This is a genomic window from Sphingosinicella sp. BN140058, assembly GCF_004135585.1.
In the GTDB taxonomy this organism is placed as follows: domain Bacteria; phylum Pseudomonadota; class Alphaproteobacteria; order Sphingomonadales; family Sphingomonadaceae; genus Allosphingosinicella.
The window spans coordinates 3,108,890-3,124,340 of record NZ_CP035501.1 but is presented as its reverse complement, the minus strand read 5'-3'; the positions used below and the strand labels follow the sequence as shown (position 1 = coordinate 3,124,340).

Genomic DNA, 15,451 nt, shown 5'->3' with positions numbered 1-15,451 from the left:
CGCGGAGCGCCTTAGGCGGGCAGGTCGATGCGGCATGTGGCCGCGCGCAGATTCGGTAGGCCCATGCCCCTTGATTCCCCGCAATCCGGCTCGGCAAGTTGGACGGTGCAGCGTCTCGAAGCGCTTGCGCACGTTCAGACCAAATTGGCGGAGGCGGAGCTCGATCTCGACACGTTCATGCAGGCGGTCGTCGACGAACTCGAGCGGCTGGTCGGCGCCTCGGGCGTGGTGCTCGAACTCGTCGAAGGACGGGAGATGGTCTACCGCGCGACGAACAAGGCACTGGCCGGATTCGTCGGGATGCGGATCAAGCGTTTCGGCAGCCTTTCCGGCCTGTGCGCGGACAAGGGCGAAATCCTGCTGTGCCGCGATACCGCGGACGATCCGCGTGTCGATCGCGCGGCGTGCGAGAGAACCGGCATCAAATCGATGATCTGCGCGCCCCTGCTCCAGCAAGGCGCAGCGATCGGCGTGCTGAAAATCTCGTCCGACCGCGTCGACGCCTTCGGCGCGAGCGAAATTCATGCGCTGCGGCTGCTCACCGCGATCCTTGCCGCCGAGATGGGCAAGCAGCTGCGCTTCGAGCGGACCGAGCGAATGCTCGAGGAATGGACCGAGCGCTCGCTCGAACTCGCCCGGGAAGTGGGCGAGCGCCTGCGGCTCGAGAACAGCCTTCGTGCCAACGAGCAGCGACTCGCGAACATCATCGCCAATGCCCATCAAGCGATCGTCACCACGAGCGAGCGAGGCATCATCACGTGCTGGAACCGGCAGGCGGCGCTCACTTTCGGCTGGAGCGAGGAAGAAGCGCTCGGCCGTGACATCGCGGATCTGATCATCCCGCCGGAGCTTCACGCCAGCCACGACGAGGGCATGAAACGCTTCCTGCAGACGGAAGAGGGGTCGCTGATCGGCAAGCGCGTGGAGGTCGAGGCACTGCACAGAAGCGGTGCCCGGATCCCGATCGAGATCGCGATCAACGCCACCAGGATGAGCGAAGGCTGGGAGTTCACCGCCTTGCTCCACGACATCTCCGAACGCCGCAGCCGCACCGAATTGTTCGAGAACGGCTTCTATCACGCGCCGATCGGAATGGCCCTGATGGATCTGAACGGCGGCTTCCTGAAGGTGAACGATTCCTTTTGCGACATCGTCGGCTATTCGCCGGACGAGCTTCGCACGCGCGACTTCAAATCGATCACCCACGCCGACGACGTCGGCCGCGACACCAGCTTCCTGGGGCAGATGCTGGCCGGCGAGATCAGCAACTACAAGATCGGCAAACGCTACATCCGCAAGAATGGCGAGACGGTGTGGGTGCGGCTTTCGGTGTCGCTGGTGGAGGCGGACGACGGCGCCCCCAAGCACTTCATCGCCCAGGTCGAGAACCTGACCAGCGAGCGCGAGGCGGAGACCCGCTACCGGCTGATGGCGGAGAATTCGACCGACATCATCGTCACCGGCGACGGTCAGGGACGGCTGACCTTCATCTCGCCGGCGTGCGAGGCCATCCTCGGCCTGAGCGAGGCCGATGTGCTCGGCAAATTGTTCATCGACTATGTTCATCCGGACGATCTGCCCGGTGTCCGCCGCCGTTTCGCCCGTCTGAACAGGACGGGATCGTGCGAGCGCTTCCGCTGGCGGGCACGTCACCGCCCGTCGATCTGGCTCGAATCGAGCCCGGCGCTGCTCCGCGAGACCGGCGGCGACGAGGTGATCGGCTATATCGACGTCGTCCGTGACGTCACCGCGCAGAAGGCACAGGAAGACGCGCTTGCCGCCGCGAGGCTGCGCGCCGAGGAGGCGGTGCGCTCGAAATCCGATTTCGTCGCCAATATGAGCCATGAGCTGAGAACGCCGCTCAACAGCATCATCGGTTTTTCGCACCTGCTGGTCGACGCGCCGAACCTCGATGCTGAGACGCAGCGGCGGATCGGTCTGATCCATAATGCGGGCCAGGCTTTGCAGGGCGTGATCGACAACGTTCTCGATTTCTCGAAGCTGGAGGCGGCGGCGCTGGAGCTCAACGCCTCTCCGTTCGATCTCCCGATCTTCCTGCGCGAGACCGTAGCATTGTTGGAACCGCAGGCTGCGGCCCGCGACCTGCCGCTGAGGCTGCTGATCAGCCCCGACGTTCCTTCGTCCGCAGCCGCCGACGAAGGGCGGTTGCGGCAGGTGTTGCTCAACCTCCTGTCCAATGCCGTCAAATTCACACGTGAGGGTGCGGTCACCGTCAGCGTGTGGCCGCTGTCAGTGAGCGAGAACGATTTCAGGATCCGCGTCGAGGTGCGGGACACCGGCCCGGGCATACCGCCGGAGCGGCTGGAAAGCCTGTTCGGCCGCTTCGTCCAGGCCGGCCCCACCGTTGCCTCTCATTATGGCGGTACCGGTCTCGGGCTCGCGATCAGCCGGCAACTGATCGAGTTGATGGGCGGAGCCATGGGCGTTTCGAGCAGCCTCGGCGAAGGCGCGACCTTCTGGTTCGAGCTGCCGCTGGCGCGCGCCGAGGGCGCGGCCGTCGACCGCAGCGAACTGCGCGCGCTGACCCAAGACGCTCTCCAGGGTCGCCGCATTCTCGTCGTCGACGATGTCGATCTCAACCGCGATCTGATGCTTGCGATGCTGTCGCGCTACGGCTGCGAGGTCGAGATCGCCGAACATGGCGCGGCCGCCGTCGCAGCGATCTTCGCCCGCCCCTTCGATCTGGTGCTGATGGACTGTCAGATGCCGGTGATGGACGGCTTCGCCGCGACCCAGGCGGTCCGGGCCGCCGGCGGCTCATACGCCAAGCTCCCGATCGTCGCCCTGACCGCCAGTGCCCAGCAGAGCCACCTCGATCGTTGCAAATCGGCCGGCATGGACGATCATCTGACCAAGCCGCTCCATCATGGGGCGCTCGAGCGGATGCTGGTCCGCTTTCTGAGCGGTTCCGAGGCGCGCCGCCCTGCGGACCCGCCCTCTTCCCCAGCCTCATCGACCAAGCCCAGCCTCGAAGAGCGTTACCGCCAGCGCAAGACGAACGCGTTGGCGGCGATCGGCAGGATCGCGCAGGCCGGTGCGCCCTCCGCCGCCGATCTCAACGAAATCGCGACCGTAGCGCACCAGATTGCCGGCACCGCCGGCATGTTCGGCGACGCCGAGTTCGGCGCGGCGGCACATGCGCTGGAGGTCGGGATCGAACGCTGGACTCCGGCCGAGCTGAAAGACGCGCTTCGCGCAGCCTTCGAGCGCCTGCAGCGCGCCCAGTAATCACGCGTCGGAAGCTGCCAGCCGCCGCAGGCGTTGCGCGGTTTGCGCGTTCGCAGGGAAGAAGGCCTCGATTGCCAATTCGGACAAGGTGACGTCGAGCGGCGTTCCGAACACGGTCGTCGTGCTGAAGAAGTCCAGCTCTCCGGCGAGCGTGGCAAGCCGAAGCGGCACGTAGAGACCGGCTGTGTCGTCGAACCCGCCGTCGGTCCGCGCCGGCGCGTCGTAACCGGACAGCTCTTCCAGAAGCGCGAGGAGCCGAGGATCGCCGCTTGTCGCCGCCTGGCGGCGCACGCGCTCGATCAGATGTTCCTTCCATTCGCCGAGATTGCGGATCGCCGGTGCGAGCCCCTGCGGATGGAGGCTGAGGCGGAGTACGTTGACCGGCTCGACGCGAAGCTCGGGTGCGGCGCCGGCGATCAGACCGGCCGCGGCCCGATTGGCGGCGACCAGGTTCCAGGCGCGGTCGACCGCCAATGCGGGAAAGGGATCATGCGCGTCGAGCACCCGCTCGACCGCTGCGCGGGCAGCGGCGAGATCGGGGTGATCGAGAGGCCGCTCGGCATAAGCCGGCGCAAAACCGCCGGCGAGGAGCAGCAGATTTCGTTCGCGCAGCGGAACGTCGAGCTGCTCTGCAAGCAGCGCCAGCATCTCGCGGCTCGGCTTCGATCGACCGGTCTCGATGAAGCTCAGATGCCGGGTCGATATGCCGGCATCGAGCGCCAGATCCATCTGGCTTAGGCGGCGAAGCTGTCGCCAGGCGCGGAGTTGCTCGCCGATTGGCTTTATCTTCTCCCGGGAGCGCACATTCGGTTCCATCACACCTTCTCCACTGGCTGCGGCGGGCGTTGGCGGGGCTCCGGCGGCGCGTGCCCCACCCGCTTTCCTATCATGCTCGGGCCGGGGCGATCTTCAGCGCGCCGGCCGCTTCCAATAAGGCGAGGCCTGCAACCATAAGCGCCTGCAAGGCGACGAAACCCTGGCCCAGCCAGGTAATCCCGGGCGTGGTCGCGACCAGCACGAAGCTTTCGGCCGCCCACAGCGCATTGCCTGCTACGACCAGCCACACCGGCAGAGGCCGCAAGGTATCGCGGGTCGCCACCCAGAGGATGAACAGAGCCACCGGCAGCAGCGCGAGGCCGGCCGCGCGCAAGACCACCGTATCCAGTCCGAACGGCCCGGACAGCGGCGCTGCGGCGAGCGCGAGAATGGCGCCCATGCCGAGGCAGCTCGCCGCATCCAGGACCAGGATTCGTTTGAGGAAAAGGGTCGTCATGGTTCGTCTCCTTCAACCGACCTTGTGCCGGCGAAGGAGACTATCGCAGCAGCGACGTCACCGGGTCGATTACGTCGGGCGTAATGGCCCTGCTCAGTCCTGAACGATGCGCGGCAGCGCGGCGATCGGCTCGAGCGTGACGTTGCGGAAGTAGGTTTCGGCGCCTTCCGACTGGAACTGGATGCGTCCGCTGGTCAGCGGGCTGCGCTTGCCCGTCTTTCGATCGAGAATGCTGAGATCGTGCACTTCCATCACCGGCACGCCGTTCAGGACATGGATGGCGCGATCACCGAGTACATAGAGATCGATGACATTCCACGCGCCTGCGGGCCGTTCCGGGTTACTTGCCGCTTCGACGTTCCAGGCGGGCTGGGCGACATCGAGGGTACGGCCGCCGATCATGAAGCGACGATGGGGATAGATGATCTTCGGATCGTAGCCGACGCTGGTGCGCACGCCGATATGGGTGCCGACCGGCACGACCATGCCGACGGAGCCGAGCATGATCTCGAACTCCACCGCTGGCATCCAGGTGCCGTAGACGCTGCCGGGCACGCCTCCCGAATGGTAGAGCAGACCGTTATTGTGCGGTTGATCGAGACGCGGGGCGTAGCGCTTCTCGCCCCATTTATATTCGAGCCGCAGATGGTAGTTGGAGAAATTCTTCTTGTGGACGATGCTGCCCCACGTCTTGCCGTTGACGTAGAGTGCGGGTGCGCCATCGATTTCGACCATCTTGAACATGTCGCCGCCCGGTCCGAGCGGCTTCGCGCCGGGCTTGTCGAGGTAGGTCAGCGACGGATCGCCATAGCCGAGCCACGTCTCCCAATCACGCAGATCGCGGCCGTTGAGCAAAGCGACCGCCCGGCCGGTGGCAGCGGGAATGTCGACGAGCCGCAGCGACTGCTGCACGAACGGGGGATCGCCGGCGATCGCGCGCGCCTGTTCGGGGCTGATTTGCGCCTGCGCACCAGCCGCGACGATGGCCGCGCCAAGAACCGCCCCCAAACAAGCTGCCAGTCGCATCGTCTCGCTCCCTAACCCTGCGCGGCCGGACAAGACGCGCAACGATCCGGTCTCTAGCCCGCGGCCATCAGGCGGGTCCAGCAAAGATAGACAGCGCTGTCAAATCACCGGCTGAAGGCGCAGGCGCTCGGGCTTTCGCATCAAAGCGGGCAGCAGATCGGCAGTCGCATCGTCCCGCCAGCCGCTGCACCGGGACCAGCGATCATCGAAGCGTGCGAGTTCGGATTGCGTGCGCCATCTGGAGAACCAGACGAAGACCGGCTCGCCCTCCCGCACCGGGAGCCGCGGAAAGCTGTTCGGCGCGGGTTCGCTGCACAAGATCCAGAGCGGGGTCGCTCCGGCCGCGCTTAGCCGCGGCAGCAGACGAGTCTGGAAGAAGCTCGTAAATTCGCGCGCATCGGTCCGGCTGAGATAGTGGATGTTCGCGGTTACGATTGCGGACGGGGCGAGCGCCGCGGCGGAGCCGGCGGAACGGCGGAGGAGCAACACGTTGTCCGAATCGATCATCGTCGCATTGGCTTCGTCGCGATGCGCACGCCAGACCGGACCGTCGTAGAAGGCGCTCAGCGCCGAAGCGCGCTGATCCATGGTGTCGAAGCCTCGCAGCCAGACGAACCGATCCGGATCGTCGAGATCGCGATAGACGCCCAGAACCGGCGCGCCGACCGCCGCCTGGGGCACGATGAACTCCCGCTCGAACAAACGGATCAGGCGGTCGCGCTGCCCCCCACGAAGCGTATATTGACGCAGTTCGACGATGTTGCTGGACCTACCCTCCCTGGATTGGCCTGCTCCGGGTGAGACGCCCAGGACGAGCGGAGCCGCGGCGAGGCTTGCGATCGAACTCCTGCGCCCCACCGTCACGACAGCCGCTCGAACTGCATGATCCAGTTGGTTTCCCAGGTTACGCCGCGGTCTGGAGAGAATGCTTGCTCCCAGCGTGGCGCGTCCCCCTCGACACCCGACCATAGGTAGCGAACGGTGATCGGCCTGCCGTTCAACTGGTCTTCGGCGAGAAAGGTGCCGAGGCCGTCGACGAAGCGTCCCGTCACCGGCGGCTCGACGACGGAAGAGCGCTCGTCGAACCACCAGATCGACCATAATCGCGTGGCCGGATCGATCCGGCGAAAGCCTACCGCGCGATAGGCGCCGCCGGGGTCGTCGAGGAACTGGTCCTCCACGTTCGCGGCGCCGTCGAGAAGCTCCCAGGCCGAGCAGCGTCCCGTGAAATTTACCCACTCGTCCGAGCCGGCGAGGCGGTGCCTGAGCTTGCGGTGCCGCACCCGCCAGGTCCCCGTTTGAAAGGCAAAGGCATGGTGCCCTTCCCGTGGTGCCGCGGAAGCCTTTGCCGGGCTTGCCGCCAGAGCCGGTTGGGTCAGCAGCGGTGCAAGCGTGAGCGCGGCACCGACGATCGCCCGGCGGGTGGGTTCGGTCGCAGGATCGGACATGGACATCTCCTTGGTTCGGAGTTGCTCTACGAGCCTAAAGGTGACAGCTCATGTCAGCTTTCATGAGGTGATGCAGAAAGATGCGCGCAAGCCGGCTTCTTACGATCCTGATCACCTTGCAGCTCGGCGGACGGGTTACCGCCCGCACGCTTGCCGAGAAGCTCGAGGTCTCCAAGCGAACCATCTATCGCGATATCGACGAGCTCAGCGCCGCGGGAATACCCGTCTACGCGGACCGCGGTCGTGACGGCGGCTTTGCTCTCCTGGACAAATTTCGGACCGACATCACTGGTCTCACGGCCGGCGAATCGGAGGCCCTGCTGCTCGCCGGCATCCCGCTGGTCGCCGCCGATCTCGGCTTGGGAGGCGCTGCCCACGGCGCCCGCGCAAAGCTCCTCGCCGGCCTGAGCGAACGCGAACGGATCGAGGCGAGCCGCGTCTCCGAACGCTTCCACCTCGATCCTCTCGACTGGTACCGGCGCGCCCGTCCTGCACCGCATCTTCAGCAGGTCGCGGCCGCGGTCTGGAACGAACGCCGGCTGGAGATCGCGTATGAAGGATGGCGCAAGACCAGCATTGTGATCGTCGATCCGCTCGGTCTCGTCCTGAAAGGTGGCCAATGGTATCTGGTCGCGGCCGCCCGTGCCGTTCCGCGCACCTACCGGCTATCGGCGATTCACACCGCGAATTCGCTCGACCAGCCCTGCGAGCGGCCGCCGGACTTCGACCTCGCCAGCTACTGGACGAGAGCGATCACGCGTCTGGAGAACGACCTTCGCAGGGAAGAGGCGCGCCTGCGCGCTGCGCCGTCCAGCCTGGATCGGCTCGAACGCCTTGGCGCCGACATTGCCGAGCCCCTGCGCGCCGCCGAACCGGACGCCGCCGGCTGGCGCGAGGCAATCGTGCCGATCGAGAGCGTCGGCTACGCTGCCGGTCTGCTGCTCGGCTTTGCCGACGAGATCGAAGTGCTTGCGCCGCTAGCGCTGCGGAACGAGCTCGCGGCTCGCGCGGGACGGGTGCAGGCGCTCTATAGGTCCGCAGACTTGCCGGAATCGTGACGGTGACTGCCTGAACCCGCCGCATGGTGCGGGAGATTTGCGAATGTGCCGGAGGCGTGCCGAGATCACGAATCTTGGTGAGACGCGCACACCACAGGCCTGAACAAAATGCGCTTTTGCAACCGTTCCTGCGGAACTACGACTCGAATTGCAGCGTCCTATGTTGTAGGACGAATGGCAGGAGAGAACCCGACCGAGGTTCTCCCGGAGAGGATGCTATGGCCGAAGGTTCGAGAGGCCCCCAGGATGCGCATGCGGTAAAGCCGCCGCTGGTCGCGCTTGGCCCGGTGAAGCTCCCCGACGAGGGTTCGCGTCATCAGAGGCCTTGGACCGTTTCCGCCGACGATGCCGAGCAAGGAATCCAGTTCGCCTCGCGACTCGCAGGTCCGGTTATCCTGCTCCTCGCGCTTGCCGGAATCCTGTATTTCATCATCAACGTCTTGATCTAAAAGCTTTTCGCAAGATCGTGCCCGGTAAAGCCGGCCATCGGGGCCGGCGGCGACACGCCGGGACGAGCTTACCCGTCCGTTTCGGAGGGTCCCTTCCTAAGCACGCATCGTCTCAGAACAGGGCGTTTTGCATCGCAGGCGTCTTGCCTTTCCGCGTGGATTATGGCTGCTGCGGCGCAACAAAGGATTGCGGCGCTGCGGCCCTCGGGAATGCAGGGTCGTAGTTTCAGTTGCGTCACAGAGTAAAGGCTGCCGCGTGTCAAAGTTCGACTTGGCGATCCGCAATCAGCTTCAGCGAACCGGGTTCGCACCTGCCGCAAGGCGGAACCTCAAGATTTCCTTGTGCCTTGCGCTGATCGGCGCCGATGCGCTGGCATTGTTCGTCGGACTGCTTGTCGGGCTGCACATCGCGCAATCAGGCTCGATCTCGGACGGCGTGTGGACCTTCTTTCTCGGTGGAATGATCGTCTATTTCGCCGTGGCGTTCCAAAATCAGGCCTACAATCCCAAGGTCCTCACCAGTGCGACCGCGAGCGTCCGGCAAGTGGTCGTGTCGCTCGCCGCCACCATGCTGATATTCCTGCTGGTGGTGTTCTCGCTCAAGGTCACCGGCCGCGTCCCCCGGCTCGCCCTCTCCACCGGCATCCTTTCGACCACCGTGCTGGCGATCACTCAGCGCGTGCTCATCTGCCATCTCGTCCGCCGGACCTGGGGGACGTCGCTGCGTGCCGAATTGGTGATCGTCGACGGCGGCGCGGTGCCCGAACATTACCGCGGCTGCGACGTGCTCGACGCCGGCGCAGCGGCACTGCGCTCCGACATCGACGATCCCTACATGCTGAACCGGCTGGCGATGGTGCTGAGCCACTATGATCGCGTCGTGATCAGCTGCGCCCCGGACCGCAAGACCGAGTGGGCGCAGGTACTCAAGGGCGCGAACATCCAGGGCGAGATCATCGTGCCGGAGCTCGGCGAACTGGGCCCGCTCGCCATCCAGCAGCTCAGCGGAGTGGCCACCCTGGTCGTATCGAGAGGGCCCTTGAACCTTGCCAATCGCGCGAAGAAGCGCGCGCTCGACATCGCCATCACAGTGCCGGTGCTGATCCTTCTCGCCCCGCTCATGATCGCGGTCGCACTGGCGATCCGCTTCGACAGCCCTGGTCCGATCTTCTTCCGTCAGGAGCGGATGGGGCGCGGCAACCGTATCTTCCACATCTACAAATTCCGCAGCATGCGGGTGGAAAGCGCCGACGCCGCCGGCAACCGGTCGGCGCGCCGAGACGATGACCGGATTACGCGAGTCGGCCGTTTCATCCGGAAGACCAGCATCGACGAGCTCCCTCAGCTGCTCAACGTCCTGCTTGGCGAGATGAGCCTGGTCGGTCCGCGCCCGCATGCGCTCGGCTCGCTTGCAGGCGACGAGTTGTTCTGGCGCGTCGATCGGCAATATTGGCATCGCCACGCCCTGAAACCCGGCATTACGGGGCTTGCCCAGGTGCGCGGCTTCCGCGGTGCCACCGAACACCGCCGCGACATCCTCAACCGGCTGGAAGCGGATCTCGAATATATGCAGGGCTGGAGCCTGCTGCGCGACGTCAGCATCCTTGCCCGCACCCTGGCCGTCGTGGTCCACCGCAACGCTTACTGATCGAGCCGTTCCGGTGCGCGCCAATGGCTTGCGCGCATCCGGACGGACCTGCTTCATGACACCTGCTTCAAGGGAGCGTCCTGTCGGACGGGTCTGCTCTTGAGCGGCGTTCGGTGCGCCCCTCCAGCCGCCCCCGTTCATGCATCTGACTGAACGATAAACACCCGCCCCAGCCTTGCCTTTCGCCGCGGTGACGCGAAGCAAAGCCGGAGCGGGTGTTCACGACCCTTCAGCGAAGCTGTGGGCTTATTCGGCGGCGAGACCAACCTCGCTCGGCACCGGCTGAAGACCGCGGCCGACGCTCGTGTGGGTGAAGCCGGCGGCTTCGGCCGCATCCGCCTGGTAGATGTTGCGCAGGTCGACAAGAGCATCGCCCACCATCAGCCCGCGCAGGCGGCGCAGATCGAGGGCCCGGAACGCATCCCATTCGGTGACGATCACCGCCGCCGCCGCACCTTCCGCAGCTTCGTAAGGCGAGTTCGCGAAGGTGACGTTCGGAAGCATCGCGCGCGCCGCTTCCATGCCTTCGGGATCGTAGGCGCGAACGGTCGCGCCGCCGTCTTCCAGTGCCTGGATGATTGCCAAAGCCGGCGCGTCGCGCATGTCGTCAGTGTTCGGCTTGAAGGTGAGACCGAGCACGGCGATGGTCTTGCCGCGAACCGAACCGCCGCATGCAGCGATGATCTTGCGGCCCATCGCCCGCTTGCGGGTGTCGTTGACCGCAACCGTGGTCTCGATCAGGCGGATCGGCGCGCCCGCATCCTCGGCCGTCTTGACGAGGGCGAGCGTGTCCTTGGGGAAGCACGAGCCGCCGTAGCCGGGGCCGGCGTGGAGGAACTTGCGGCCGATGCGATTGTCGAGGCCGATGCCACGCGCGACCTCCTGAACGTCCGCACCGACGCGTTCACAAAGATCGGCGACCTCGTTGATGAAGGTGATCTTCATCGCCAGGAACGCATTGGCCGCGTATTTGATCAGCTCGCTGGTCCGCCGGCCGGTGAACAGGATCGGCGACTGGTTGAGGTAGAGGGGCCGATAGACTTCCTCCATCACCGGCCGCGCACGATCATCCTCGATGCCGACGACGATGCGGTCGGGCCGCTTGAAGTCGTCGATCGCCGCGCCTTCGCGGAGGAATTCGGGATTGGAGGCGACGGCGACGTCTGCCTTCGGATTGACCTCGCGCAGGATCCGCTCGACCTCGTCACCGGTGCCGACCGGCACCGTCGACTTGGTGACGACAACGGTGAAACCGGTCAGCCACGGCGCGATCTCGGCCGCTGCGGCATGGACGTAGGAGAGATCGGCATGGCCGTCGCCCCGCCGAGCCGGCGTGCCGACCGCGATGAAGACGACGTCCGCATCCCAGACCGGCTGGGCGAGATCGGTCGAGAACGACAGCCGACCGGCGGCAACGTTCCGGTTGACCAGATCCTCGAGACCAGGCTCATAGATCGGGATCTTGCCCTCACGCAGACGGGAGATCTTGCTCTCGTCCTTGTCGATGCAGACCACCTGATGGCCGAAATCCGCCAGGCAAGCACCCGACACCAGGCCGACATAGCCCGATCCGATCATCACGATACGCATGCGACACTCCCTTCTTCGTCATTGGCTACGGCCGCGGCCGCACGAACGGCGCCGCGTTCGGCGAGCAAGGCACGGGCGAACCGCTCCACCTCGGCACTGATCTCCTCGCGTTCGAGCGCGAGCGCGAGATTGGCATGGAGAAAACCGGCTTTGTCTCCGCAATCGTAGCGAGTGCCGGCAAAGGTAAGACCATGGAACGGCTGAGTTCCGATCAGCTGCGCCATTGCATCGGTGAGCTGGATCTCGCCGCCGGCGCCCTTCTGCTGGCCGGCGAGGATCTTCATCACTTCCGGCTGCAGGATGTAGCGGCCGATCACCGACAGATTGGACGGCGCGGTTCCCGGCGCCGGCTTTTCCACCAGGCCCTGAACCTCCGTGAGCGCACCGTCGCGACCGCCCGGCGTGATGATCCCGTATCGATGCGTCTGATCATCGGGGACGATCTCCGCGCAGAGCAGGTTGCCGCCGGTACGGTCATACGCATCGACCATCTGGCGGAGGCAGCCGGGCTTGCCGACCATCAGATCATCGGCGAGCAGGACCGCGAACGGCTCGTCGCCGACGACATCGCGCGCGCACCAGACCGCGTGGCCGAGGCCCATCGGCTCCTGCTGGCGAACATAGGTGATCGCGCCGGGGCTGAGCCGCGATCCGTCGAGCAGTCCCAGAGACTTGCCGCGTTCCCGCATCGTCGTTTCGAGCTCGAACGCGATGTCGAAATGATCCTCGATCGCGGACTTGCCACGGGCCGTGACGAAGATCATCTGCTCGATCCCCGCCTCGATTGCTTCTTCGACCGCATATTGGATCAGCGGCCGGTCAACGACCGGAAGCATTTCCTTCGGCACGGCCTTCGTCGCGGGAAGAAAGCGGGTTCCAAGCCCACCCACGGGAAAGACTGCCTTGCGAACAGGTTTGATTGCCATCACTGTCCCTTTGTTTCGCTGCGGCGCAGCAGGACACTCTTCTGCGGCGCAGCATAGATCGTCTTGAGCACGAAAGAGGATCGGACACAAGACCCGCCCGCCGTCATGGCGTCAGCGCCGCGCCGCTCCGCCTTGCGCCTGCGGCGACATGAACCGCCGCGCCGCGGTAGAGTGATCGGTCTCCGCTTCGCGCATTCCCGCACCCGGAAAAGCGCGGATTTTCGCGACCTGACAGAGGCGATGCGGGCCGAAGCGAAAAAGATTTTAGCACCGGATCGGAGCAATCTGCACTGTCAATCCGAGTGCGCTCGACGCCCGCTCCGACTGGCGCGGCGGAAGCCCGGCTCATCGCGTCGATCCAATAGCGGCGAAGCGGAACAAGGCGGTGCACCGCCCTTCACGCTCCGGTCTGCTCGCAAGCACCGCAAAAGACGGTTGCGCTGCAGCACGCGATGGGCAAGGAATCCCCCGCTCGCGCATTGCGTGCAGCCTGCAACACATCTGGGGATCCGATGACGACTAGCAGCATGGCCCTTCGCATGACATCAGCCCGGGTGGCGAGACGGTGAGCCGACCGAGATTGCTCGCGGTCGCCTCCGGCGGCGGCCACTGGACGCAGTTGCTGCGCATGCGCCGCGCGTTCGAGGATTTCGACGTGTCCTACGTTTCTACCTTCGAAGGTCATGTCGACAATCTCGGCGGCGCCAAGCTCTACATCGTGCCCGATGCCTCCCGATTCGACGTGAAGCCGTTCGGAACGATCTTCTGGCGCGCGCTCAAGGTGATGGTGAAGGAACGTCCCAAGGTGATCGTCACCACCGGATCGGCGCCGATGCTGGCGTTCATGCTGCTCGGCCGCATGATGGGCATTCACACCCTGTGGATCGACTCGATCGCGAACACCCAGAAGATGTCGTCGTCGGGGCGCATCGCCCGCAAGTTCGTCAATCAATGCGTCTCACAATGGCCGGAAGTCGCGGAGAAGGAAGGCGTCGCATATTGGGGTCAGGTGCTATGATATTCGCGTCCGTCGGATCGATGATGCCGTTCGATCGCATGACCCGCGCGATCGACGAATGGGCGGCAGCACACCCCAGCGTTCCCGTATTCCTCCAGATCGGTGACGGCGCGTACGAGCCGAAAGCGTGCGAGTGGAAGCGGATGGTGTCGCACGGCGAGTATCAGCGCCATCTCAATGCCTGCAGCCTGTTCGTCGCCCATGTCGGCATGGGCTCGATCCTGCAGGCGCTGGAGATCGGGAAGCCCACTCTGCTGATGCCGCGGCGTGCGTCGCTGCGCGAGCATACGACCGACCACCAGCTCGACACCGCCGGCAAGTTCCGCAATCGTCCCGGCCTGCTGATCGTCGAAGAGGCCGATGATCTGAAAGCTGCAATGACGCGTCTGATCGAACAGCCGATGGAGGGACCGCAAGGCATAGCGCCGCATGCTCCGGCCGAGACGATCGCGAATATTCGATCGCATCTGGCCCGGTTCGCCTGACGTCGGGCGGCGCTGCGCAGTGCGCCGCCGCCTCGGCAGCCGCCGCGCCTTCAAACAGCAATGGCCGCGCCGCGGCGGCGTCAGCGTGCGTGGCACAGCTTTCGATCTACGGCGAGTGGCTGATGCGGCTGCTCACTGCTGCTGACGCACCAGAATTAGCGACTTTCACGCGAGAGCACTGCGTTCGGCGGCTGCTGTGCGGTCACAGGCGGATCGCGCACCGACACTCTTGCTCGCTGGCTGCCGAGCAGGTCCTAGCCATGCTGGAGAGTCAGGGTGTTTCCCCTACGATATCCAGACCTTTCCCGATCGGTAGCCTAGCATCGGCCGCGCAAGAGGATCTTGCAGCCGACTGGTCCTCGGGTTCGCTGCTCGTCGATGCCGCAGGTCGTCGCCAATCGTGGTTGATTTTGAGTTAACCCAAAGGATTAGGCAGATGGGCATGGATCAGACGTCAAAGCGAGGGCTCCTCAACCGGGAGCTTGTCGGTGTCTCGCAGCGTCTTGGCCGCCGCAGTGGTGGCCGCCTTCACGATCACAGCGCCCGCGCACGCGGCGCATAACCCGGCCGCGTTCGTGCCGGCCGGCGAGATCGCCGACGCCCCGACGGGATTTCTCGATCTGTGCCTGCGTGAACCGGCCTTGTGCGGCCTGAACGGCACTCCGGCGGAAATGGCCGCACTTCGGCAAACCGTCGCATGCATGCCGCCCGCCGGGGCGGCACCGACCGCGATCGGCGGCGAGCCGTCCGCGGCCTGCACCGACCCGAGGCGGACATCGCTGACGGGCAACGAACACGGTGCGAATGGCGCAACCGGGGCGATCGCTGCCGACGGCCTGCCGGAACCCGACCGAGAGGCACGCACCAAAGGCGGTTGGCCGATGAAGATGGTTCGGTCGATCAACAGCCACGTCAATGCGACCGTCCGGCAGCGCACCGACCGGGAATCGTTCGGAGTGGACGAATATTGGCAGCCGTCCGGCACCGGCAAGCGTGCGACAGGCGACTGCGAGGATATTGCCCTCCAGAAGCAGCAAGAACTGATCGCGGCGGGGTTGCCGGCCGAGCGGTTGTTCCTGGCCGTCGTCTTCAGCAGCCGGCTCGGCCTGCACACCGTGCTTGTCGTACGCGGCGAGGACGGCGACATCGTGCTCGACAGCGCCACCGGGGCAATCCGTCCGTGGCATAAGACCGGCTACAGCTGGCTGCGGGTGCAGTCTCCTGAGGACAAGCTTTCCTGGCGGCGCGTCGCCGGGGGCTGACGCCGTTCGTCCCGGATAT

14 protein-coding genes are annotated in these 15,451 nt (G+C 65.3%); 7 read left to right on the top strand and 7 right to left on the bottom strand.

All coding sequences use genetic code 11. The features are described from left to right. Nucleotides 1-105: 105 nt before the first annotated feature. Entirely contained in the window at nucleotides 106-3,249 is a 3,144-nt protein-coding gene (locus ETR14_RS14060; protein WP_165356448.1) for a PAS domain S-box protein, read from the top strand. On the opposite strand, the gene ETR14_RS14055 is transcribed toward ETR14_RS14060, so the two are convergent. The 5 genes from ETR14_RS14055 to ETR14_RS14035 form a co-directional block, all read right to left on the bottom strand. Further along, nucleotides 3,250-4,065, bottom strand: a complete 816-nt coding sequence (locus ETR14_RS14055) for a helix-turn-helix domain-containing protein (protein WP_129385492.1) — start codon at nucleotides 4,063-4,065, stop codon at nucleotides 3,250-3,252. 70 nt (nucleotides 4,066-4,135) lie between these two features. Continuing rightward, on the bottom strand, nucleotides 4,136-4,522 hold the full coding sequence (locus ETR14_RS14050) for a hypothetical protein (protein ID WP_129385490.1): 387 nt from the start codon (nucleotides 4,520-4,522) through the stop codon (nucleotides 4,136-4,138). 93 nt (nucleotides 4,523-4,615) lie between these two features. Then, nucleotides 4,616-5,548: a DUF1080 domain-containing protein gene (locus ETR14_RS14045; protein WP_129385488.1), complete on the bottom strand. Its 933-nt coding sequence runs from the start codon at nucleotides 5,546-5,548 to the stop codon at nucleotides 4,616-4,618. A 99-nt stretch (nucleotides 5,549-5,647) separates the two neighbouring features. Further along, nucleotides 5,648-6,406: an NIPSNAP family protein gene (locus ETR14_RS14040; RefSeq protein WP_206185835.1), complete on the bottom strand. Its 759-nt coding sequence runs from the start codon at nucleotides 6,404-6,406 to the stop codon at nucleotides 5,648-5,650. Between the two features lie 2 nt (nucleotides 6,407-6,408). Continuing rightward, complete coding sequence (locus tag ETR14_RS14035; RefSeq protein WP_129385484.1) at nucleotides 6,409-6,996, bottom strand: DUF1579 domain-containing protein; 588 nt, start codon at nucleotides 6,994-6,996, stop codon at nucleotides 6,409-6,411. Nucleotides 6,997-7,076: 80 nt separating this feature from the next. On the opposite strand from ETR14_RS14035, the gene ETR14_RS14030 reads away from it, so the two are divergent. The 3 genes from ETR14_RS14030 (at nucleotide 7,077) to ETR14_RS14020 (ending at nucleotide 10,151) form a co-directional block, all read left to right on the top strand. Continuing rightward, nucleotides 7,077-8,054, top strand: coding sequence for a YafY family protein (locus tag ETR14_RS14030; RefSeq protein WP_129385482.1), 978 nt, complete (start codon nucleotides 7,077-7,079; stop codon nucleotides 8,052-8,054). Nucleotides 8,055-8,272: 218 nt separating this feature from the next. Next, nucleotides 8,273-8,503 (top strand): hypothetical protein, encoded by a 231-nt coding sequence (locus tag ETR14_RS14025; protein ID WP_129385480.1) that lies wholly within the window; start codon nucleotides 8,273-8,275, stop codon nucleotides 8,501-8,503. 256 nt (nucleotides 8,504-8,759) lie between these two features. Further along, on the top strand, nucleotides 8,760-10,151 hold the full coding sequence (locus ETR14_RS14020; RefSeq protein ID WP_243455520.1) for an exopolysaccharide biosynthesis polyprenyl glycosylphosphotransferase: 1,392 nt from the start codon (nucleotides 8,760-8,762) through the stop codon (nucleotides 10,149-10,151). Between the two features lie 246 nt (nucleotides 10,152-10,397). Here ETR14_RS14020 and ETR14_RS14015 read toward each other — a convergent pair whose 3' ends face one another. After that, nucleotides 10,398-11,741, bottom strand: a complete 1,344-nt coding sequence (locus ETR14_RS14015) for a UDP-glucose/GDP-mannose dehydrogenase family protein (RefSeq protein WP_129385478.1) — start codon at nucleotides 11,739-11,741, stop codon at nucleotides 10,398-10,400. Further along, nucleotides 11,729-12,667 carry a UTP--glucose-1-phosphate uridylyltransferase GalU gene (gene galU, locus ETR14_RS14010; RefSeq protein ID WP_129385477.1) on the bottom strand — a complete coding sequence of 313 codons (939 nt, stop codon included), beginning with the start codon at nucleotides 12,665-12,667 and terminating at the stop codon, nucleotides 11,729-11,731. Before galU ends, ETR14_RS14015 begins: the two co-directional genes overlap by 13 nt. 565 nt (nucleotides 12,668-13,232) lie before the next feature. Here galU and ETR14_RS14005 point away from each other — a divergent pair. The 3 genes from ETR14_RS14005 (at nucleotide 13,233) to ETR14_RS13995 (ending at nucleotide 15,432) form a co-directional block, all read left to right on the top strand. Further along, the gene (locus ETR14_RS14005; RefSeq protein ID WP_129385475.1) at nucleotides 13,233-13,685 is read left to right on the top strand and encodes a hypothetical protein; all 453 of its coding nucleotides are present in this window, start codon (nucleotides 13,233-13,235) and stop codon (nucleotides 13,683-13,685) included. Then, the gene (locus tag ETR14_RS14000) at nucleotides 13,682-14,170 is read left to right on the top strand and encodes a glycosyltransferase (protein WP_165356447.1); all 489 of its coding nucleotides are present in this window, start codon (nucleotides 13,682-13,684) and stop codon (nucleotides 14,168-14,170) included. Before ETR14_RS14005 ends, ETR14_RS14000 begins: the two co-directional genes overlap by 4 nt. 518 nt (nucleotides 14,171-14,688) lie before the next feature. Further along, nucleotides 14,689-15,432, top strand: coding sequence for a transglutaminase-like cysteine peptidase (locus tag ETR14_RS13995; protein WP_129385471.1), 744 nt, complete (start codon nucleotides 14,689-14,691; stop codon nucleotides 15,430-15,432). Nucleotides 15,433-15,451 lie beyond the last annotated feature (19 nt).